Genomic DNA, 21947 nt, shown 5'->3' with positions numbered 1-21947 from the left:
ACGAAGCGGCCATAATCTTTGCCACATACATAACAATAACCGCCACGATCGAGGAAACTCATGGGCGTCTCAGTTTCTAACACACAGGATCTGGGCATGCCGGCCATCTATCTACACACTCTGGCCGAGCTGCTCCACACTATTGGAGTGGATGAAAGGGACTTGATTCAACGCGTCGGACTGGACCCAACGCGGCTGAAATCCACCGACCTCAGAGTCAGCGAGGCTCAGGCTGCGGAATTCGTTACCCGAGCCATTGTTGAAAGCGGCGAACCAGGGCTGGGCATCTTGTTGGCACGAGAACTTGAACTGCCGTTACACGGCGCTTTAGGTACGGCAATCATGAGCAGCCGCACGCTTGAAGAAGCCCTCGAGCTAATGACTCGCTATCTAACGCTTCGGGTGCCCCATCTAAAAGTTCGAAAGCACATGACCGGGACCAGCGTCTGGTATGCCGTGAATTGCGAAACTCAACTCGGCTCGATTCTCAATTTTATTCTGGATGCCGTGTTGTTCGGCTGCATATCTATGGGGACACAGCTCCTTGGCACCACGTTGCCGGGCTTGAGAATCATGAGGCGAGGGCCAGAACCGAGCCACTTTAATCGTTTCCGACGCATGATTGGCGTGCCCGTTGAGTTCGGTGCAACCGAAGACGCCCTGGTGGTGCCCGTCAGCCATCTCAGCCAATCAACCCGCTTCGCCAATCAACATCTAGCTGAAACATCCCGAGAGCAGTGCGAACAAGCATTGCAAGAGCTAGGAGAGGTCGCCGGGGTGGCCAGCAAAGTGCGTCGAGTAATCGAAGCCAGCCACCCGTTTCCGCCCAAACTGGCTCGGGCGGCCAGTACGCTTTTCGTCTCGGAGCGAACACTGAAACGGCGTTTACAAGAGGAAGGCGCCAGTTTTCAGAGTCTTGTGGACGAAGTGCGTCTGGAACGCGCTCAGGACTTGCTGGAGAACACCTCGATGAACCTGACCCAGATTGCCGATGCTCTGGGTTATGCCGATGCGGCGAACTTCACTCGGGCATTTAAGCGCTGGACAGGGAACAGCCCAAGCCAGTACAGAATCGCAAACTCGAATCTGGCGAAGCGGGCCTGATCCCCCTCCGTCAGTCTATGCCGATGATTTTGTGCATCTGCAAGGTCAATCGCCATTGGGGGTTGGCCAGGCAGTAATCCGTCGCTTTACGGGTATTACTCTGTTTGACTGGATCTGCTGCCTGTTCGGGTATCGAAGGCGAGGCCATCGGCGACAAAAAGTAATGATTTGCCTGGATAAGCCCAGTGAACCGCTCCGGCATCGCCAGCGGTTGCGGATACACCAGTTTCAGCTCATCGCATTCCGTAATCACCACCTCTGCATCTGCCTTGGGGCTGACGCACAACCAGTCAATCCCCTCGGGCGCAGGCAAGGTACCATTGGTTTCGACACCTACCTCAAAGTTCGCGTCATGAAATGCCGCAATCAACTCTGCATCCAGTTGCAAGAGCGGCTCACCACCGGTGCACACAACGTATGGCTTTCCCAACCCCTCAGGCCAGAGTGCACCAATATGCGCGGCCAGTGCTTCAGCCGTTTCGAAGACGCCACCATTCTGGCCATCGGTTCCGACAAAATCCGTGTCGCAAAAATTACACACCGCGCTGACGCGGTCACGCTCACGCCCGTTCCACAGGTTGCATTTACTGAACCGGCAAAACACCGCGGCGCGGCCTGCTTGGGCACCTTCGCCTTGTAAGGTGTAGAACGCTTCTTTAACCCGGTACATCAGATACCACGCTCATACATCAAAGGGTCTTCAATGCCGTGGGTAGCGAATGCTTCCAGCCGCTCAACGCAGGAACCACACAAGCCGCAAGCCTTCTCGCGCCCGTTGTAACAGGTCCAGGTTTGACCGTAATCGAGCCCTAGCTTCAACCCTTCCGCCAGAATCTCGCCTTTATCCAACGCCATAAACGGCGCTTTCACGGCGACCGGTTCGTAGTTGGCCACCCGGCATACCGCATCCATTTTCTCGACAAACTCGGGGCGACAATCTGGGTAGATTGCGTGATCGCCACCGTGAGCGCCGTACCAAACGGCTTGTGCATTCACGGTGATAGCATAACCGGTAGCCAGTGACAGCAGAATCATATTGCGATTGGGCACAACCGTCGCTTTCATGCTGTCCTCTTCGTAGTGCCCTTCGGGCACTTCAGCATCCGAGGTCAAAGCCGACCCCGACATCACCTCGCTCATCGCCCGGATGTCGATGACCTTGTGAGGAATCCCCTCGGCTTCACACACGGCCCGAGCAGCGTCCAGTTCACGCACATGGCGCTGACCATAGTTGAACGACAGGGCATGCACCTTGTGGCCCCGGGCACGGGCAAGATGAAGCAGAGTAAAGGAGTCCATGCCTCCGGAAAAAATAACAACAACTGTGTCAGTCATGGAACGGTCACCGGGTTAAAAGAGGATTTGTCATCAAGGTTATACATAGCGAGGGTACATTGTAACAGCGCTGCGGCTTGTTGGGTTCGCACAGAAGAAAGATCAGGAGTAAACTCGGGTGAAAATCGGCAACAATCAGCGCTTATTCATGACCGTTACCACGAAACCGGCATTCATCGATTTCGAAGCATCCAGTCTGGATTTGATCGCAGGCTATCCGATCGAGGTGGGCGTGTGCTTGGCGGATGGTACCCAGCACAGCTGGCTGATTGATCCGCACAAAACGTGGCACGACTGGTCGTCTCGGGCAGAAGCGATTCACGGTATCAGTCGTCAAGAACTCGAAGAAGAGGGTCATTCCATTTGGCATATTGCCGAGCAGCTCAATGCGATACTGCCAGAGCAGGTTTTCTGTGATGCTTGGACCTTCGACAGTTTCTGGCTGCACCGGCTGTTCCGTGCCGCGGGCATGACGCCCGCCTTTCAACTGGAATCGGTGTCTTCGCTGCTCAATCCGGAACAGGTCCGACAATGGCCAGCTATTCGTCAGCAAGTGATTGAACAGCTGGGATTACCGGTTCACAGGGCCTCTAACGATGCCTTAATCCTTCATCAGACCTGGCAGCGTATTATTTGCTCGGATGAAGTCGAAGCGCGATAACTTCCAGACCTTTGCGTGCAGTGTGCAAGGTCCAGTATGTCGCGACAGCCATCAATCCTGCGCCGACCATAGTGAAGGTCAGGTTCTCACCAACAGATTGTCCTTGAGCCATCGCAAAGTACACAGCAACGGCAATAACCAGAGCAATTTCCACGATAAAGTCAGACACAAATATCTTAACGGCGCGTGCGCGGTCTTCGGGCATTTTCTTAGGTTTCAACCTCTTCGTTCATTTCAGTTTGATGTTCTTTAGTGCTCAAATTATCACCAATTTGGAACATTAATGCTGTACGAACTAGTGGCTACGAACTAACCGAGATGACTTTTTCTGAAGCAAAAAAAAGCGCAGTCATAAGACTGCGCCAGAAAGGAGAGATCCAATCGACACCAGGCAGGTGTCGCGGATTACACAACGTAAAAACACGTGACGATGAGAATTATGGGGTCTAACCGAAAAACTGTCTGTACGCGTTTGCCGAATAGGCCAGGCTATTGCAAACCCTGCAATTGGCTATACACTGACAGCTGAACCGAATTCTAAGAGTTGATATGACCATCATGCGTTTCCAACACAATGTTTACACATTCGCAGGTTGCCCGATTGGGCAGGCCCAGCGTGCCATGGTGAAAGACATCTAACGGCTTTCGGTCAAGTCCCGGGAGCCATTGCAGCGACCGGGGCAGCTTCTCTGCCAAACCCCGGTTGCTTCAAGCTCCGGGGTTTTCTGTTGTTGCAGCAGCAAAAGGCAAGGAGAAGACAATGAAAAGACAACCAATGAGGCGGGCCGCTAACCAGCCAAGCAGCAACCGCAATGCCTCGGTCAGAAGACCAGAGAAGCTGCCGCTGCTCGATGCCATTTGCAAGAAGCTGAATCAGCGCGTCAATCTGGACGACGAACAGCGCGTACTGGGTGTTTATGAACGAGGCTGGATTTTTAACGGAGTCTTGAGCAACCTCGACGGTGCCGAGGCTCGGTACGTCAAAGCATTGGCAACCCGCTACAATTCATGGATTGCTCGCCAGGTCGCGTAAGTTATAGCTTGGTCAGCGACTGAACCGGTCAATGGTGCCGGTTCAGTCCTTCAATAACGGACATATCGCCACCATGCACCATGGCAAAGTTATTAACCACATCGTGAATTTTTTCCTGTGAATACGGTTTTACAACGTAACCGTTTGCACCCGCGCTGATCGCCCTTTGAATACTCTCAATCGAGTCGTCAGCCGTTACCAACACAATGTGTTGCTCCTTTCGCTCCGCTTTAAACGCGGCCATCAACTCATGGCCGTTACCGTCCGGCAAGCCCAGGTCCAGTAATACAATATTAAATTCGCTGGCATCGAACGCAGCACGTGCTGACGCGGCATCTCCACACTCTTTAACCTCTGTCGCACCCGCTTTATGCAACATGCCGACCAATCGTTCGCGCATCAACGGTTCGTCTTCAACCACCAAGACTCTAAGATCACTCATTTCACAGTACCTCACTTGTTATTCTGCTCACTCAGTGCGCGTCGTTGTTGGTTCGTCTCGGCAAATCCAACGGGGGGTGGTCTACCGCCCCCCGTGACACGGCGCTGTCTGGATAGGGCTGATCCAGGTCTACCCGCCCGCCACCGTCACTCGTGCGTGTCAGAAGATTAGCAATGCTCACTGCAGTGGTGTAAAGCGAAATGGCAATAATCAACAAAACCGGCTGCACGAAGGCCACAAATCGGGGGACTTCTGCATCACTCGTTAGGCTCAATAACAATATGATGGCCGGCCCCAGCACCAAAAACAGCGTCAACGCGATAAAGAACACTATACGCTCTTTATAGCGCCCCAGGTCCTGATTAGTCACCAACCCCAATACAAACTTCCCCATCGCCAACCCGGCGAGAATAATGGCAGCAATGCTGAGGTCCGGCTGCATTAAGGTATGGTACAGATTTCCATCCCAAAGCCGCTGCATGGCAATAATCAAAAAAGGAAAAAGCACGAACAGGATGTCAGCGTAGGTGCCGTACATCATGCTCAGTGAATGCTGTTCCTGTCGGTGTTGGCTGTGGTTCATACATCGGATCCTGTGTTATCAGCATGCCCTTGGTCCGTCTCTGCCAAGGCGCGATTAATCATGTCGTTTAGCTTATCCAGCCCGGCGTGAATACGCTGCCAATCCGGGAGTTCTTTGCGGATGTGCTGTTCTAAAACCGCCGCCTGCTCAGTCATCAGCGGATAGCCCATAGCGCCCGCTGTGCCCTTAATCTGATGGTTTTCTAGCTGAAGACTGGGCAAGTCGTGGCTGGCGAAAGCCTCGTTCATGCGCTGTTGCCGGTCAGCCAGCCCGGCCAGAAATCGCGACGATAAATAGCCGATATCTTCATCAACGGCATCGCCTGCATCTCTGTTCAAGTAACGATCCAGCAGCGCCTGCAAGTGCGTGTAATCAGTGGGCTTGCGCAAAACACCATCACAACCCGCACTGATCAGTGCGTCCGTTTCCGATTGATCGCCTCCGGTAAACGCGATGATCGGTCGCCGGAATCCGGTTTGCCGTAACAACCGGGTGGCGTCCACACCATCCATTCCAGGCAAAAACCGACCCATCAACACCAAGTGCACAGTGTCGGCCAAGGCCGTGCGCACCGCCTCTTCGCCATTGCTCGCTAAAATAGGATCGGCACCAATACGCTTGAGCATGCGCTCAACCAGGCGCCGGTTATCATCGTTCTCTTCCACCACCAACACCCGTCCACTAAACGTGGTCGGCATGGCCCCTGCATTCCGCCCCAAATACTTTGCCAACGATTGATAGAACTGCTGTTTATCAATGGGCTTCGCCAGATAACCGTTACACCCGGCTTTTCGATATTCAACGATGTCTTCAGTCATCACATTGGCCGTGAGCGCGATAATGGGAGTGTTTACCCCCGCTTCCCGCAAAGCCAGCGTCGCGTCGCGACCGTTCATGACCGGCATCTGAATATCCATCAGAATTAGATCGAACGCTTCTTTGGTGGCCCGTTCCAGCGCCTCTGCACCGTTGAGAACATGCACCAACTCGGCTCCTGTTCGTTCCACCAAAAGCGATACCAGCCGTTGATTCAGTTCGTTGTCTTCAGCACACAGGATACAACCACTCAACGTTGGTGCGGCCACCATCGGTATCGCCCGGCGTCGTTCAATAAATTCTGAAGCATCCTTTAAAAAGTGACTGTCATGCAGCGAGCCAGTGCTGACCGTTGCCTCAAATTCGCTGCCTTCGCCATACCTGCTATCAACCCGAATGTTGCCGCCCAACAATTCAGCCAAGCGAAGAGAAATGCTCAAGCCTAAGCCACTGCCACCATATTGCCGAGCAATCGCACTGCTGCCTTGAGCAAACGGATCAAACAACCGGTCGATTTGCTCGGGTTTCATACCGATACCGGTATCAACGACACGAGCGTGCAACATTTCGTTCTCACGATCGCAACGAACAACCAACGAAATCGAGCCTTTTTCGGTAAATTTCAGAGAATTTCCGCACAAATTAATAATTATTTGTCGAAAACGCGTAGGGTCCGTCTGAATTTTTTCAGGCAGCGGGTAGTCACAAATGATACTGAAATCGAGGCCTTTTTCGTTGGCTTTTGGCTCAAAAAATGCCTGTATCTCATCCAGCATTTCCGGCAAACTGACCGGGACCACATCGACATCGAGTTTATTGGCATCAATTTTCGAGTGGTCCAATATATCGTTTACCAACTCAAGCAAATGCCGACCGCTTCGTACCACGGTTTCCGCGCTTCTGCGTTTTTCGCTTTCGCTTAGCTCGTTATCAAGCAGCGTCTCCCCATACCCAATAATCGCCGCCAAAGGTGTCCGGATCTCGTGACTCATGTTGGCCAGGAACTGACTTTTTGCCTGCGCCGAGTTCCGGGCCAGTTCTTTTTCCAATCGCTCTTGCTCTCGCTCGCGCTCAATCTGCAGTCGCTGATGACTTTCAGTGGTATCAATGCAGGTGCCTTCCAAATGCATCGGCATACCTTCTGCGTCATAAACGGTATGCAGCGAAATCGTCGCCCAGCGCTCATCTCCACTCCGGGTCAGGTATTTCGCTTCCACGCCTTTCACCGTTCCAGCTCTCTCCAACTGTTCGACAACCAGGCGTCTCAGCAAACCATCCTCAATAAAGGTTTCCAATACATCGGGATTAGCACGCAGCAGTTCGTGCCGACTCCGGTAACCTAACAATTCGGCCATCGCTGGGTTCGCGGTTACGAAGCGCCGCTCTGGGGACATCTGAAAGACGCCTTCAATCACATTATCGAATAAAGACTGGTAACGCTGGAGGTTGGCCAAAGCCTTCCTGTTCCACGCCAATGCCTCTCCCTGCACCTGTTTGATTCGATCAGCCAAGGCAAACGAAAACAGAATAACCTGAGCCGTAAGGCCAAATTGCGGCGTGTAAGTTGTGAACGTATTGAGCGGCAGGTAGCCAATCACCGTCAGACCATAAACCCCAAATCCGATTAAAGCGGCTGCCCATGCAAAAAAGTACGCACGAGCCGCGGGGTTGTAATAGCGCCACGATAGATAACTGACAACAATCAAAAGACTACTCATCAGAATGGATGCCACCACAATCCACTCCATAGTGACCGCATATGGCATAAACAACGCTAAAACGAACGTCGCCACCACCGCATACAAGCAAACTACAAGCACCTTATCGAGGTCCGGCGATCGGTGACGGGTTTCCAAGAGCGAACGGGCCATCAGCAACCCGAAAAACAGCGTAAAGATGATGTGGTAGTGGAGGTAATCTTTGTTCAACAGTGCCGGGCGCTCATCGAACAACTGAACCCCATGGACTTGTTCGGTGGCTGTAAAGAGCACGGCGGAAACCAGGTACAGTAAGTAGTAAATATTGCTTCGCTCACGCACGGAGACGGCAACAAACAAGTTGTAGGCAAGAATCGCCAGAATAGCGCCAAGCAGGATGCCTCGAACGGCTTCATCAAACGACACCTTGGCGATGTAACCCTCACGAGGCCACAGGGTGATGGGCAATCGAAACGTGTTGATGTTGGTTACCCGAAGATAAACCGTCGTTGTCGTCTCCGGTGCGAAAGAAATCTGAAACGTCGGGTTTGGAACCGCTAAATCACGCTCGCTCCAATCATCGTAGTAACCGGCGCGGCGCTCCTCCACCAAGCGACCATCACGTACAACATACAAACGGACATCGTCCACCAACGGCAAAGCCAGCTCAAGCATCCAATCAGCAGGACCTTGCAGCTCCCGAGTACTGACATCCAGCCGAGTCCAATAAGCCGATTCTGTGTAGCCAAAGTTGAGCACGCCTTCATAGTGGCGATTGAATTGACCAAGGGGCAGATTGCGTACGTCTTCGAAGCTGAAGCTTTGGTCAGGGTCCTCTAGATAGGCCAGACACCCGTTAAGATCTCGAATACCTTCGCTGCCATTCCCCAACGACAACACGCCATCACGACACCCGGACTGTGCAAAGGTTTGGGAAGGTAGGGCAATCACAACCAAAAACAGGCCCATCAGGAGCGCCCGGACCCAAGTATCGCGTAACCGTTGCTGCAAAATGTGATCTCCGAGCGGGCAGCTGTCTACTTTATCGTTTATTGTCAGCAATCATTACTTTAGCTGTTCGCAATGGTTTTCGCACCCTGAGGTCACTCGAAATGAGATCTGTTTTTCTCTATGCCACGCTTTCCATGGCCGTCGCCACAGTCTCAGGATGCGGCTCAGACAGCTCCGGTTCGTCTGCGCTAAACCCTGCCAGTGATGTTGACCTTACCTTTTCAACCTTTGATCTAACCGACACTCCCCAGGCACCCGAAACACTCAAGCACACTCTGTTTAGTGACTACTACGCCGGCATAGAGCCCAGCGGAGACAGTAACAGCCCCGAAAACCAGCAAACGACTAAAGACATCCGCCGCCATATCGATATCTTCATTGGCGCTATGCCAGCCGAGGACGGCAACAGTTACACCAAGGTACGGAACCCTCTGGACTTGATGAACCAGATCATCAGCGTGGGCAACGTGCAAAACTTCGACGATGGGCGCCAGTACATCAGCGACCGTATCGGTCAAAGCATAGCGGGCACCTACAACACACGCAGTGCGGGTGCCAGCATTCGTTTCACCGATCAAGCGGCCACGAACGCTCAGCTAGCCCTCAACGACCGCGAATGGCGATACCAAACGCTCGACTGGCGCTATGTCCCGAAAACCGCCAATGAAAGCAGTTTGGATGAAAAGGTCTACCGCACCATCCAATACGTAGCGCGCAGCGTCGATGCGGCCCAACAAGATCAACAACCGGAATTAATAAGTCTGCTCGCCGGCGCGCGATTCAGCGCAACGCATTTCAGCGCTTCGGGGTATAACGAGCCGGAGCTGGCCACGGCTGACTTTGTTAGCCGCAGTTATGGCGGGATTGAATTACGTCAGGAGTTCATCGGACAAGAAGAGAAAGATGCGCTGTTCATCAAAAACAGCGAACAGCCGGTCATCGACTACCGCCGCCACGGGGTGATACTTGAGGAAACTAACCCGGACTGCCAGCGTGTCGAACTGAATTACACCACGAGTCAGGTGAAAATTTACACCTCACATAACGAGCCGGCCAGAATAGAAGATCCGGAAGCAGATCCGGACGATGATGAAAACCCGGAAGATGTACCAACCGTGCCTAATCCGGACTACTGCGTCAATCAGAGCGTAGATCAGGCAAAAGTCGTTTGGAGCACAGTGCCTACGGCTCACCGCCAGTAGGCACTACATATCCCAATTCTGCAAAAAGCCTCGTTTTCGCTCGATCATCCGCTCATAGGCCGAGATGATGATCTCGGCGTGTGGAGCTTGGGTCAGCTTTAAGGTTTCGATCCGGCGTTCCAGTTTCCGGACTTCATCACACACCTGTTGTCGCACGTGAGTGCGGACACTGTCGTACTGCCCCAACTCAACGCGAGAGGCATCGGCAATCGGCATATTTGATCGGTTCATACAGCGGCACCTCATCCATTGAGATCATGGGCGATCCTAAACCCAATTGCCATTTTGCCCAACTGTCAGACAAAAAACAATAAAATGGAAAAAGTTCCATTTTATACGGATGTTAGCCGCCTTTCTTGCTCCGGCAGTATTGGAAACTGCTTGGTAACCGTATAGACAAATCGGGCGAGCGACGGGATGTGATGACCCACTATCGGGAACCCGGTGTTAAGCAGACTGACCGAAATATCTCTAGCGGAGTCCGCCCAGCACATTTTGTTGATCAGGCCAATATGGCCAAACGCATGGCGGCTTTGCGGTCCCCATAGACCAACCGGATTGCCACCCAGCATCATCCCGGCGCTGAATCGCATAGGCACCAACATAGTGCGGTCCAGCTGCATGGAACCAAATTGCTGAATGGCTCGACGAATAGTCAACTCGCTACAAATTCGTTTGCCTTGCCACATACCGCCGTCCAGCATCATCTGGAAAAAGCGGTTCATTTCCTCCGCCGTACCACACAGGTTACCCGCCGGAATGACCGCTTCCTGAAAACGCGGGTCATTGGTTACCTGCTCAACGGTTTTAATATCGCCCCCCAAAGCTCGATTCACCACCCAAGATACGGGGAAACGAGGCGTTGGACCGGTGGCGTAGTTCGATGCCAATTCATGCACATGGTCCTGCGCCACACCGTAGGTAAACCATTTCATGCCCATGGGCTTGCGCAGATACTTGTCCAAATAATTCTCGATGGTGTCACCTGTGACTTTCTCCAACACCCGCTGGAGCACAAAGCCGCCGGTAATCGCATGATAGGCTACCTTGGCGCCATCCACTTCTACCGGCTTGGCCTCACACAGTAAACGCCACACTTCGTCTCTGTTCCACAGCACATCAATGGGGGTATCTTTAGGGATCGCGGGGATGCCACCCCGGTGCGACAAAATCTGATGCACGGTGATGGTGCGCTTACCGTTTTTCGCAAACTCCGGGCAGTAATACGACACAGGGTCCATCAGATTAACCAGACCTTGCTCCGCTAACATATGGATGAGCAGCGCAGTTACAGCCTTGGATGCCGAAAAATAGCAAATAGGGGTTTCCGTACTCATCGGAATTTTCGGCGCACCCGAGCCATCATTCGGGCCGTTGCCGTGAACGTGGCCAATGGACCGGTGCAATACTTGCTCGCCGCGGTACCTCAACGAAAGCTGTATACCCGGATGAACACCGGTACGATACAGTGACTCTACACTCTGCCAGATAGACTCCACCGCACCTTGAGACAGATTTACACGCTCAGGGTGTTCACCTGAGCTGTCACGAAAAATAAGGGAGGAAAGGTCTTGGGGCACCTTGCAGGTGTGCAAAGCACGACGGGCGAGTGAATGCATAACAAGCGCCTTTATTATCAGAATGACGGGTTTCACTTCCTCCGGGAGCTGCTTACCCCTGAGGTATGATCTTATGTCGTTTCATTATGTATGGGCTGTGCCGGCTGCGCTATGGCCACACAGTCACGCCCTCGCATTTTGGCCCGATACATCGCTTTATCGGCCTCTGCTGACAACTCTTCGACACTCGTACCGTGTATCGGATACACCGCAACACCAATACTTGCAGTGACCAACACACGCTCACCCGTCGCCAGAATAACCGGTTTTTCACGTACGGCCTGTCGCAATCTTTCGGCCGTATCCAAAGCTTCGATTTGTCCCTTCTCCGGCAAGACAACCACAAACTCCTCGCCCCCAAATCGGCCTACGGAATCTACGGCACGAACACTATCTTCCAGAATTTGGCTGGCGGTGGATAACACAAGATCACCGGCGGCATGGCCGTAACCGTCATTTACCTTTTTGAAATGATCGAAATCGACCAACAATACTGCTAATGACCGGTGATAACGGTGCGCACGCTCTAATTCCTCTGCAAGAACGCGGCTCAGCTCCCGACGGTTCAGCAACCCGGTGAGCGCGTCTTTTGTGGCTAACTCCTCCAGCTCCTGCTCCAGTTCTTTTCGCTTGGACACATCCAGCACGATCCCCTCAAGCAGTCGAGAACCATCATCGTCGGTCAAACCGGTCCCTCTGGCCCAAACCCAAATGTCCCGTCCACATTTTCGGGTAATCGGAAATTCGATCGAAAAGAAACCCTGCTGGCGAATCGATTCTGCTGCTTCCTGAGCTATCGCCATACGGCGTTCGTCACCCATCAGGCCCGATTTACTGAGCGAGCCTTTTGTCATCAGCTCTTCTGCGCTGTAACCGGTCAACTCTTCACAACCATCAGAAATAAAAATAAAGCTGCCAAGAAGATCATTTCTGAAGCGAAAAGCCATACCGGGCAAGTTATTCAGCAAAACCGTCAACTGCCGCTCATGCTCACGCATCACCTTGCGCTGGCGAATCTGCAGCAAAAGAAGCAACCGGTCTTTGCGGAGTTGGCGAAACATGACGATAAACAAAGTGAGGCCTGTCACGCCAACGAATAAAAAGCCCTTCCAGGTTTGAACCTTCGACAACGCACGGGCATCCTGAAACCAAGTTTCCGCCAGCTGATCGGAGAACTGGATCCAGGCCAGGCCCACCAGCAGGTACACAAAGACCGCCCACAGCGCGCGTCGCAGCGGACTGCGATTTGCCTGCAACGGCGCTGTACCGCTGTCCTCTGGTTGCCCCTGACTCATGAAAACACCTTGCCTGACAGTTCTATGGCCCTCTTCAAAAATAGTCACTGTCGGGTGCAGAGTCGAGTATGGCTTGATTTTAATGTCGAGTTAGTCAAAAATAAATGTGACACTCAATCACGTTTATACACCATGATGCGACCCCACTGTTCATTGAAATCTGTTTCGTGCGCTATCCTTGCGCTGCTGTCGATCAGCCTGTCATCTGGCTGCACAAAAACGTCCAGTCCATCTGAAGAGGTCATCGAGTACGCTCGCTCAGCGACCCCCGAGAACCCCGAAACTGCTGAGGTTTATCAGCGTTCCTGCATGGCTTGTCATGGCAGCGGTACCTCCGATGCGCCACTTACCGGGGATACGAACGCTTGGCAACCCCGCATGAAAAAAGGCATGGACACACTGCTGAATAACGTCGTGTCGGGCACGGGCGGCATGCCCCCTTATGGCCTATGCATGGATTGCAACGCCGCAGAATTCCAGGCGCTGATCACCTTCATGGCAACACCGGCACAGATATAGGAGCGCACCATGCAACGACGGCAGTTTTTGAATTTACTGGTAGGTAGCGCTCTTGCCAGTCAAGCGGGATGGCCCGAACTCAGCCATGCTCGAACGTCGTCCGGCCAAAAAACAACCATCGCAGGCCCAATGACTTGGCGAAATTGGTCCGGTTCGCAGAACTCGAACCCGAGCCACCGGCTCGCGCCGCGTTCGATCAGCGAACTGCTGGATATCTTGAATGACCCCGCCCACAAAAACGCCCAGATTCGCCCGGTCGGCTCCGGTCATTCGTTCTCGCCGTTGGTGCCCACCAACGATGTGTTGGTGTCACTGGCCCGCTTGAACGGTATCCTCGATCACAACGATGACCTGTGCCGTGCCCGCATCGCCTCTGGCACGCTGCTCGGCCAACTTGGCCAACCTCTCGAAAGCATCAACCAAGCGCTTTTCAACATGCCGGATATTGATCAACAATCCCTCGGCGGCTTACTGGCAACAGCCACCCATGGCACCGGGGCTGAACTGATGAGTTTGTCGGGCTATATTGAGGGACTCACCCTGGTAACCGCGCAGGGAGATGTACTGGCGTGCAACCGAGACCAGAATCCAGACATCTTCCAGGCAGCACGAGTCGGGCTAGGCAGCTTGGGCTTCGTAACCGATGTAACTCTGCAGAATCGGCGCCCCTACCGGCTCAAAAAAACCACCGAATGGTTGGCCGTCGAAGACATTCTCGAAAACGCCGACGCACGGGCCACAGCGCACCGAAACTACGAGTTCTTCTATATTCCGTTCTCGGGCATGGGTTTTACCAGCACCCACGACATCACCGATGAGCCGCTATCGGAAACCGACGCCATCGACCAGAATGACGGCGCCCGGGACCTCCAGCAAGCCCGCGATTATCTGTCATGGTCGCCACGCCTTCGCCGGCTCATACTTGGTAGCTACATGCGCACCCTCAGTACCGAGGTAAAGGTAGCCTCGTCCTGGCAGAACTACACCAGCGCCCGGAACGTGCGTTTCAATGAAATGGAATATCACCTGCCGAGAGACAGTTGGCAGGCGGCGCTTCGTGAAGTAATCGATACCATCGAAAGCCAATTCCCCGAGGTGTTCTTCCCCATTGAGGTAAGGTTTGTAAAGTCAGACGATGCCTGGCTTAGCCCTTTTTACCAGCGCGATTCTGTTTCTATCGCCGTACATCGGTTCATTGAAGAAGACCATACGCCCTTGTTCGAGGCCGTGGAACCGATTCTGAAACGACATGGGGGAAGACCACACTGGGGCAAACTGAACACGCTCACCGGGGCCGATTTCGAGTCACTTTATCCGCAGTGGCAGGCATTTTGCGAAGTGAGGGAAGCACTTGATCCGAACGGCCGTTTCCTGAACCCCTATCTGGCTCGCCTGTTCAGCCAACCCACGAGGACGGGATAAGCAAACATGGCTCACAGCGAAGCGTTTCGCAAACAACGCCGCAATCTGCTGCTGGCCGGCGTCGCAGTGGGTGGTTTGGGCGCTGCCGGCTTACTGAAGCCTGAAGCGCTAACCGCCGGGCACTCCCGTTACTTCCTAACCCTGCAAAAAGCCCTGAGCGAAAAAGGCCTGGCAACGCCAACCCTGGTGATCGACCGCCAGCGCTTAAACCACAACATCACCGTTTTAAAACGTCGCATTGGGGAGGGTTTCGGTTACCGGATCGTCGCCAAGTCCTTGCCATCAATACCCTTGCTCCAACACACCATGACGGGCGTCGGCACCCGTAAACTGATGTTGTTTCATCAACCGAGTCTCAACCAGGTAGCCCGAGCCTTGACTGACTCTGACATCCTGCTCGGCAAACCGCTTCCGGTAACCTGTGCTGCCCGTTTCTATAAACAGCTTGAGGCGGCCCCAAGCGGTTTCAAACCCGATACGCAACTGCAATGGCTGGTGGATTCTCCGGCACGACTGACCGAGTACCAGCAACTGGCCGAGCAGCTCAAACAACCAATGCGGATAAATCTTGAAATCGATATTGGTCTGCACCGGGGCGGGTTTACCCGTCAGGAAGCGTTAGTTTGGGCACTTTCGAGCATCGAACGTTCCACATGGCTCACCTTCAGCGGGTTCATGGGGTACGAACCCCACATTGCCAAAGCACCAGGACCGACGGACTGGCTGCGCGACCAAGCCATGGCTCGTTATCAGCAGTTTGTGGAAACCGCAGAGCGCACCTTGGGCCGCAGCATTTCAGACCTGACCCTGAACACCGGTGGCTCCACGACGTATCAGTTGTATCAGGGTATGGCCGGGCGAATCCCCGCTAATGAACTGGCGGCAGGTTCTGCGCTGGTTCTGCCCACCGATTTCGATGTGCCAACGTTGTCCGACCACCAACGCGCTGCATTCATTGCGACACCGGTACTGAAGCTTTTGGGTCGTACCCGCATCCCCGGGGCGCCCGGGTTGGGCCGCCTGCAAGCGCTGTGGAACCCCAATCACGCGCGTACCGCGTTTATCTATGGCGGCTACTGGAAGGCCAACCCGGTGTCACCGGCTGGTTTGCTGAACAACCACTTTTACGGCCGCTCCACCAATCAGGAAATGCTGAATCTCGCGGAAGGCGTTCCGCTCAAGGTCGGTGACCGGGTATTCCTGCGCCCCCACCAAAGCGAGGCCGTCTTACTTGAGTTCGGAGACCTGGCTGTTTTCGACGCAACAAAGGGCGAAATTTCAGAGCTGTGGCCAGTGTTTGATCGGGGGTGAACTCCGCTACCGTCCGTGCTTTAATTCCGGCACATCGTTCAGGCAACAGGATTACCCATGACTCCCGGAATTCTCGCCGCTAAAAAAGCGAAGATCAGCTACACCGTGCACGAATACGAACACGACCCGTCGGCCGAAAGCTACGGTAATGAAGCCGCCGACAAGATGGGCGTTGACCCGAACCGGGTTTTTAAAACACTGGTCGTGGCCGTAGATGGCAAGGAACTGGCGGTAGGCCTGGTGCCGGTGACCGGCATGCTCAGCTTAAAACTGATCGCAAAAGCGGCAGGTGCGAAGAAAGCCGGCATGGCCGACAAGCAGGATGTGCAGCGCAGCACAGGCTATGTACTGGGAGGGGTTAGCCCGTTGGGCCAGAAAAAACGTTTGAAGACATTCATCGATGCGACTGCGGAGCAGTACGACACCATTTTCGTCAGTGCGGGTAAACGGGGACTGGAAATCGAACTCGCCCCGGCGGATCTCGCACAACTGGCTGGTGCAGGTTTCGCACCTTTGCAGCAAAACTAAGAAAACAGGCCGGGGTTTTATCCCCGGCCTGAGTCGAACCTTACTTCACGGCTGCAGCCGCATCCTCAAGGATCTTGTTGAAGGTAGCGCTTGGGCGCATCACTTCAGAGACCCTCTCAGCCGGTGCGTAGTAGTATCCGCCGATGTCCGCCGGGTTACCCTGAACCACCGTCATCTCTTCCAGAATCTTGTCCTTGTTGGCTTCCAACTGCTCAGACAACTTGGTGAAGAATTCCTTCAGCTCTTTATCGCTGTCCTGCTTGGACAGTTCCTCTGCCCAGTAACGGGCCAGATGGAAGTGGGAACCACGGTTATCCAGCTCGCCGGTTACGCGGGATGGAGACTGGTTGTTCTCCAGCAAACGCTCAGTCGCTTTGTCCATGGTTTGGCCCAGCATACGGGCACGGGCGTTGTCATGCTTCTCACCCAGCTCGTCCAGTGACACAGCCGTCGCCAGAAACTCACCCAGAGAATCCCAACGCAGGTGGTTTTCCTGAACCAACTGTTGCACGTGCTTGGGCGCAGAACCGCCAGCACCGGTCTCGTACAAACCACCGCCATTGAGTAGAGGCACGATCGACAGCATCTTGGCACTGGTGCCCAGCTCCAGGATCGGGAACAGGTCAGTCAGGTAGTCACGCAGCACGTTGCCTGTGACCGAGATAGTGTCCAGACCGCGAATCAGACGTTCCATGGTCCAGCGAATAGCGCGCACCGGAGACTCGATGCGAATGTGCAGACCTTCGGTGTCGTGATCTTTCAGGTAGGTGTTGACCTTCTTGATCAGTTCAGCATCGTGGGCACGCTCATCGTCGAGCCAGAATACCGCTGGCATACCGGTCGCGCGGGCACGATTAACAGCCAGCTTGACCCAATCGCGGATGGGCAGGTCTTTGGTCTGGCAAGCACGCCAGATATCACCTTCTTCCACGTTGTGTTCGGTCAGTACCGTACCGTCCTCAGCAACGATGCGAACAATACCGTCTTCCTGGATTTCAAAGGTCTTGTCGTGCGAGCCGTATTCTTCGGCTTTCTGCGCCATCAGGCCAACGTTCGGCACGGTACCCATAGTGGTGGGGTCAAACGCACCGTGGGTCTTACAGAAGTTGATGGTTTCCTGATAAATGGTGGCATAGGTGGACTCAGGCATGATCGCCTTGGTGTCCTTCAGCTTGCCATCACGGGCCCACATTTTACCGGAGTTACGGATCATTGCTGGCATCGACGCATCGACGATCACGTCACTCGGCACGTGCAGGTTGGTAATACCTTTCACGGAGTCAACCATGGCAATTTCAGGACGGTGCTCGTAAGTCTTATGCAGCGCTTCCTGGATTTCTTCTTGCTTGGACTCCGGCAACTGCTTGATCTTCTCGAGTACGGAGGACAGACCGTTATTCGGGTTCACTCCGATTTCTTCAAACAGATCGCCGTACTGGTCGAACAATTCTTTGTAGTAAATCTTCACCGCGTGACCGAATACGATCGGGTGAGAGATTTTCATCATGGTTGCTTTCACGTGCAGGGAGAACATCACGCCGGTCTTTTCGCAATCTTCGATCGCTTGTTCGAAGAATTTGCAGAGCGCTTTCTTGCTCATGAACATGCCGTCGACGACTTCACCTTCCTGCAGAGGCAGGTCAGCTTTCAGTACGGTCTGTTCACCCTTTGTATTCTCGAACACGATGCGGGCGTTTGTGGCCTTTTCCAGAGTAACGGACTGCTCGCTGGAGTAGAAATCACCGCCATTCATGTGAGCAACATGAGTACGCGACGCCGGGCTCCATTCGCCCATGGTGTGCGGGTATTTACGAGCGAAAGCTTTGACCGCTGCCGGGGCACGGCGGTCGGAGTTCCCTTCACGAAGAACCGGGTTTACCGCACTGCCCAGCACTTTGGAGTAGCGAGCATTGGCGTCTTTTTCTTCGTCGGTCTCTGGGTGCTCTTTGTACTCAGGAAGATTGTAACCGTGTTCGTTCAGTTCTTTGATCGCTGCGCGCAGCTGCGGAATAGAGGCAGAGATGTTCGGCAGCTTGATGATGTTGGCATCAGGGTCTTTGGTGTATTCGCCCAATGCGGCCAGGTCATCGGTGACTCGCTGGTGTTCTTCGAGCAAATCCGGGAAACCTGCCAGAATACGAGCTGCAAGAGAGATATCGCTTGTTTCGAATTCGATGCCTGCCGGCTTGGCGAAAGATTCCAGAATGGGGAGCAGTGACCGGGTGGCTAGTGCGGGGGCTTCATCGGTCAGGGTGTAAATGATCTTGGATTTGGATGTGGTCATTTTCGTCCTCAGGCTAAAGGGTGGGTTCAGGACGGTCATGGCTAGGCCGGTCGTCTTGTGAACGTCTGGCCGGGGCAATGACTGATTCGGAACTTTTGATAGACCTAATAAGATAGCATTTTTTGCGGCTTATGGATTACGATCTTAGTATAAGAACGTACGAACAATGCCAGATCATTCACTACAACTGGATGAAACGGCGGGAATTTACGAAACTTTCTAACATTTCCATGCTTCGTGCTGACGCGTTACTGAACTTGAGATCATTCCGGCAGCAGGCCTGATTCCATTAGCCGCCCCCGTATTTTATCCAACGCTTCAGGGTTACCCAGCGCATCCCGGTTATCAGTTTTTTTTGAACCGTTCATCAGGCGGGCCACCGCGAGCTCCACTTTCTTACCGCTACGGGTGTAGGGAATATCGGGCACTTCGACGATGTGCTTAGGTACGTGTCTTGGGCTGGCGCCTTCCCGAATTTTGGCTTTCAGGGTTTTTATCAGCTCGTCGGTGACACTCCGGCCTTCGACGGGCACGACGAACAGAACCACTTCTACGTCGCCTTCGATTTGGCGACCAACCACGAGGCTGTCTTTCACTTCCGCCACGGTTTCGACCTGACGGTAGATTTCTGCGGTGCCGATTCTTACGCCGCCGGGGTTCAGGGTGGCGTCAGAGCGGCCGTAAATGATGGCGCCGCCGTGTTCGGTGAATTCGATGAAGTCGCCGTGGGCCCATACACCGGAGAAGGTGTTGAAATAGGCGTCTTGGTAGCGTTCGTTGTTCGGGTCCTGCCAGAAGCTGACAGGCATACACGGCAGCGGCTGGCGGCAGACGAGTTCGCCGCGGCCGCCGCTGACCGGTTTGCCTTCGTCGTCATAAGCAACGGCATCCACACCGAGAATGCGGCACTGTATTTCGCCACGGCGTACCGGCAACAACGGCGTTGCGCCCACGAAGCAGCCGCAGATGTCGGTGCCGCCGGCGATGGAGCCCAGCAATACGTTCGGTGCGCCATCGCTGTAGACCCAATCGTAGTCTTCAGGAAGCAGCGGTGAGCCCGTGGAGAATACGACTCGCAAGGCACTTTGGTCGTGGCTTTTCACGGGCTTGAGCCCGGCTTTTCGACAGCTGGCGATGAAGCGCGCGCTTGCGCCGAAGTGAGTAACGCGTTCTTTGGCCACGGTTTCCCAAAGAAAGTCGAGGCTGGGGTAGCCGGGTGAGCCGTCTACGGTAATCACGGCGGCACCGGTCATCAGGGCTGAGGCTTGCCAGTTCCACATCATCCAGCCACAGGTGGTGAAGTACAGGAAGCGGTCTTCCGGGCCGACATCGCCGTGCAGCATCAGTTCTTTGGCGTGGTTGATCAGCAGGCCAGCGGTGCCGTGTACGATGCACTTGGGTTTTCCGGTGGTACCGGAGGAATACAGGATGTAAACAGGATGATCCGGCCCCACCGGAGTATACGATGGCGCTTGTCCGGCGCCATGTTCAAGAGCCTTCTCCCAGGTCGTCACCCGATCGCCGGATACCGGCGCTTCTTCAGGCAGTTGCTGAACGCTGATGACTGTTTTCAGTGAGGGTAAGCCGGCAATGAGACCAGCGAAGTCTTGCTGACGCGCAAAGATTTTGCCGCCATAGCCATAACCGTTCACCACAATCAGCGCTGCCGGCTCAATCTGGCCGAAACGATCGTTGATGGCACCGATTCCGAAATCTGGTGACGCGGAACTCCAGATGGCGCCCATACTGGTTGTGGCCAGCATGCCCACCAAAGCTTCGTAGCCATTGGTGACGACACCGGCAACCCGGTCGCCTTTGCCAATGCCTGCGCTGCGCAGGAAGGCTTCCAACGCGCCGGTATCGGCTTTCAGTTGCCGGTAGCTTTTTCGCAACACCGAACGGGTTTCACAGTAGGCGACCACCGCTTCTTTGTCTGCGTGATCATTGTCCGCCCAGCGCAGCAAATTGGCGGCGAAGTTCAGCTTCATACCCGGGAACCATTCGGCACCCGGCATCTTTCGGCTCCCCAGCACTCGAGTAGCCGGGGTGTCGCAGACCAACCCACAGTAATCCCAGACTTTCTGCCAGAAGCTTTCAAGTTCGTCGATCGACCACTGGTGCAGCGCGTGGTAATCCACGAAGGGGCCGTATCCCTCGAGCTCAAGCCAGCGTTTAAACTGACCCATCCGGGAACTGGCCAACGTGGTTTCTGTCGGAGTCCAAACCACCGTTGATTGTTCTGCTGTACTCATCGGCCCCTCCAGATAATTATTACTGCATATGCCAACCGTGGCTGACCACCATAGATTGCCCTGTTAGAGCATTGGATGGGAAGGCCGCCAAGTGGACCGCGAGCTCCGACACATCGTCCACAGTTGTAAACTCGCCATCGACGGTGTTCTTCAACATGACTTTGCTGATGACGTCTTGTTCCGAGATTCCCAGTTCTTTGGCTTGCTCAGGAATCTGTTTATCCACCAACGGGGTGCGTACAAAGCCCGGGCAGATGATGTTACTGCGCACGCCAAATTCCGCACCTTCCTTTGCCACCGCTCGACACAATCCGAGCATGCCGTGCTTGGCCGCTACATAGGGTGCTTTCAGGGGCGACGCTTCAAGCGAATGCACCGACCCCATGTATAGCATGGTGCCACTGTTTTGCTCATACATTTGCTTCAGCGCCGCTTTGGTAACCAGAAACGCACCGTCCAAATGCACATGCATCACCTTACTCCAGTCGGCATAGGCCAATTTATGTACCGGCCCAATGTGCTGAATACCAGCATTCGCGAGGGCGATATCCAGCCGCCCCCACTTTTCCACAATCGCGGCAACGCCTTGGCTTACCGCCTCTTCATCGGTCACGTCCATAGCTAGAGCCATCGCCGTGCCGCCCGCCTGCTCAATCACGGCTACAGTATCTGCCGCACTTTCCAGCGTGAGATCGGCGACGGCCACGCAGGCACCCTCGCGGGCGAAGTGTTCCGCAATAGCCCGACCAATACCTCGTCCAGCCCCTGTTACTAGCGCTGTTTGCTGTTGAAGACGCTTCATCACAGTTCCCTTATTGTTGTTTCGTTATGAT

General features: G+C 54.2%; 20 protein-coding genes. 8 read left to right on the top strand and 12 right to left on the bottom strand.

The window, feature by feature from the left end:
- Nucleotides 1-60 precede the first annotated feature (60 nt).
- On the top strand, nucleotides 61-1104 hold the full coding sequence (locus K5L82_RS14790; RefSeq protein ID WP_223134663.1) for an AraC family transcriptional regulator: 1044 nt from the start codon (nucleotides 61-63) through the stop codon (nucleotides 1102-1104).
- Nucleotides 1105-1114: 10 nt separating this feature from the next.
- Here the strand turns inward: K5L82_RS14790 and queE are convergent, their stop codons facing one another.
- Together queE and queC are read right to left on the bottom strand one after the other, a co-directional pair.
- On the bottom strand, nucleotides 1115-1774 hold the full coding sequence (gene queE, locus K5L82_RS14785) for a 7-carboxy-7-deazaguanine synthase (RefSeq protein WP_133006878.1): 660 nt from the start codon (nucleotides 1772-1774) through the stop codon (nucleotides 1115-1117).
- On the bottom strand, nucleotides 1774-2439 hold the full coding sequence (gene queC / locus K5L82_RS14780) for a 7-cyano-7-deazaguanine synthase QueC (RefSeq protein WP_223134662.1): 666 nt from the start codon (nucleotides 2437-2439) through the stop codon (nucleotides 1774-1776). The genes queE and queC overlap by 1 nt, the downstream gene beginning before the upstream one ends.
- 148 nt (nucleotides 2440-2587) lie before the next feature.
- On the opposite strand from queC, the gene K5L82_RS14775 reads away from it, so the two are divergent.
- The gene (locus tag K5L82_RS14775) at nucleotides 2588-3100 is read left to right on the top strand and encodes a hypothetical protein (protein ID WP_223134952.1); all 513 of its coding nucleotides are present in this window, start codon (nucleotides 2588-2590) and stop codon (nucleotides 3098-3100) included.
- On the opposite strand, the gene K5L82_RS14770 is transcribed toward K5L82_RS14775, so the two are convergent.
- Nucleotides 3069-3305, bottom strand: a complete 237-nt coding sequence (locus tag K5L82_RS14770; protein WP_223134661.1) for a hypothetical protein — start codon at nucleotides 3303-3305, stop codon at nucleotides 3069-3071. The two genes, K5L82_RS14775 and K5L82_RS14770, sit on opposite strands and share 32 nt — an antisense overlap.
- 555 nt (nucleotides 3306-3860) lie before the next feature.
- On the opposite strand from K5L82_RS14770, the gene K5L82_RS14765 reads away from it, so the two are divergent.
- Complete coding sequence (locus K5L82_RS14765) at nucleotides 3861-4133, top strand: hypothetical protein (protein WP_133006881.1); 273 nt, start codon at nucleotides 3861-3863, stop codon at nucleotides 4131-4133.
- 28 nt (nucleotides 4134-4161) lie between these two features.
- Here K5L82_RS14765 and K5L82_RS14760 read toward each other — a convergent pair whose 3' ends face one another.
- The 3 genes from K5L82_RS14760 to K5L82_RS14750 are packed head-to-tail and all read right to left on the bottom strand — an operon-like array spanning nucleotide 4162 to nucleotide 8640.
- Nucleotides 4162-4575, bottom strand: a complete 414-nt coding sequence (locus tag K5L82_RS14760; protein WP_133006882.1) for a response regulator — start codon at nucleotides 4573-4575, stop codon at nucleotides 4162-4164.
- A gap of 31 nt (nucleotides 4576-4606) precedes the next feature.
- Nucleotides 4607-5158, bottom strand: a complete 552-nt coding sequence (locus K5L82_RS14755; protein ID WP_133006883.1) for a hypothetical protein — start codon at nucleotides 5156-5158, stop codon at nucleotides 4607-4609.
- A complete protein-coding gene (locus K5L82_RS14750; protein WP_223134951.1) occupies nucleotides 5155-8640 on the bottom strand; it encodes a 7TM diverse intracellular signaling domain-containing protein in 3486 nt (1161 codons plus the stop codon). The genes K5L82_RS14755 and K5L82_RS14750 overlap by 4 nt, the downstream gene beginning before the upstream one ends.
- Before the next feature lie 143 nt (nucleotides 8641-8783).
- Here K5L82_RS14750 and K5L82_RS14745 point away from each other — a divergent pair, with 143 nt between their 5' ends.
- Nucleotides 8784-9884: a hypothetical protein gene (locus K5L82_RS14745; RefSeq protein ID WP_223134660.1), complete on the top strand. Its 1101-nt coding sequence runs from the start codon at nucleotides 8784-8786 to the stop codon at nucleotides 9882-9884.
- 3 nt (nucleotides 9885-9887) lie between these two features.
- Here K5L82_RS14745 and K5L82_RS14740 read toward each other — a convergent pair whose 3' ends face one another.
- The 3 genes from K5L82_RS14740 to K5L82_RS14730 form a co-directional block, all read right to left on the bottom strand.
- Complete coding sequence (locus K5L82_RS14740) at nucleotides 9888-10115, bottom strand: hypothetical protein (RefSeq protein WP_133006885.1); 228 nt, start codon at nucleotides 10113-10115, stop codon at nucleotides 9888-9890.
- A 101-nt stretch (nucleotides 10116-10216) separates the two neighbouring features.
- The gene (locus K5L82_RS14735) at nucleotides 10217-11503 is read right to left on the bottom strand and encodes a serine hydrolase domain-containing protein (protein ID WP_223134659.1); all 1287 of its coding nucleotides are present in this window, start codon (nucleotides 11501-11503) and stop codon (nucleotides 10217-10219) included.
- Nucleotides 11504-11574: 71 nt separating this feature from the next.
- On the bottom strand, nucleotides 11575-12798 hold the full coding sequence (locus K5L82_RS14730) for a sensor domain-containing diguanylate cyclase (protein WP_223134658.1): 1224 nt from the start codon (nucleotides 12796-12798) through the stop codon (nucleotides 11575-11577).
- Nucleotides 12799-12951: 153 nt separating this feature from the next.
- Here K5L82_RS14730 and K5L82_RS14725 point away from each other — a divergent pair, with 153 nt between their 5' ends.
- The 4 genes from K5L82_RS14725 to ybaK are packed head-to-tail and all read left to right on the top strand — an operon-like array spanning nucleotide 12952 to nucleotide 16578.
- On the top strand, nucleotides 12952-13317 hold the full coding sequence (locus tag K5L82_RS14725) for a c-type cytochrome (RefSeq protein WP_262492668.1): 366 nt from the start codon (nucleotides 12952-12954) through the stop codon (nucleotides 13315-13317).
- Nucleotides 13318-13326: 9 nt separating this feature from the next.
- Complete coding sequence (locus K5L82_RS14720; protein WP_223134657.1) at nucleotides 13327-14739, top strand: D-arabinono-1,4-lactone oxidase; 1413 nt, start codon at nucleotides 13327-13329, stop codon at nucleotides 14737-14739.
- 6 nt (nucleotides 14740-14745) lie between these two features.
- Entirely contained in the window at nucleotides 14746-16050 is a 1305-nt protein-coding gene (locus K5L82_RS14715) for a DSD1 family PLP-dependent enzyme (RefSeq protein ID WP_223134656.1), read from the top strand.
- A 57-nt stretch (nucleotides 16051-16107) separates the two neighbouring features.
- Entirely contained in the window at nucleotides 16108-16578 is a 471-nt protein-coding gene (ybaK, locus tag K5L82_RS14710; protein WP_133006890.1) for a Cys-tRNA(Pro) deacylase, read from the top strand.
- 40 nt (nucleotides 16579-16618) lie between these two features.
- Here the strand turns inward: ybaK and K5L82_RS14705 are convergent, their stop codons facing one another.
- The 3 genes from K5L82_RS14705 to K5L82_RS14695 form a co-directional block, all read right to left on the bottom strand.
- Nucleotides 16619-18862: an NADP-dependent isocitrate dehydrogenase gene (locus K5L82_RS14705; protein ID WP_133006891.1), complete on the bottom strand. Its 2244-nt coding sequence runs from the start codon at nucleotides 18860-18862 to the stop codon at nucleotides 16619-16621.
- Between the two features lie 263 nt (nucleotides 18863-19125).
- Complete coding sequence (locus tag K5L82_RS14700) at nucleotides 19126-21114, bottom strand: acetoacetate--CoA ligase (protein ID WP_223134655.1); 1989 nt, start codon at nucleotides 21112-21114, stop codon at nucleotides 19126-19128.
- A 19-nt stretch (nucleotides 21115-21133) separates the two neighbouring features.
- On the bottom strand, nucleotides 21134-21916 hold the full coding sequence (locus tag K5L82_RS14695; RefSeq protein ID WP_223134654.1) for a 3-hydroxybutyrate dehydrogenase: 783 nt from the start codon (nucleotides 21914-21916) through the stop codon (nucleotides 21134-21136).
- Between the last annotated feature and the right edge of the window lie 31 nt (nucleotides 21917-21947).

Source organism: Marinobacter sp. AL4B, assembly GCF_019916045.1.
GTDB lineage: Bacteria > Pseudomonadota > Gammaproteobacteria > Pseudomonadales > Oleiphilaceae > Marinobacter.
The sequence above is the reverse complement of the archived record's forward strand: the minus strand, read 5'-3'. Positions and strand labels throughout refer to the sequence as shown.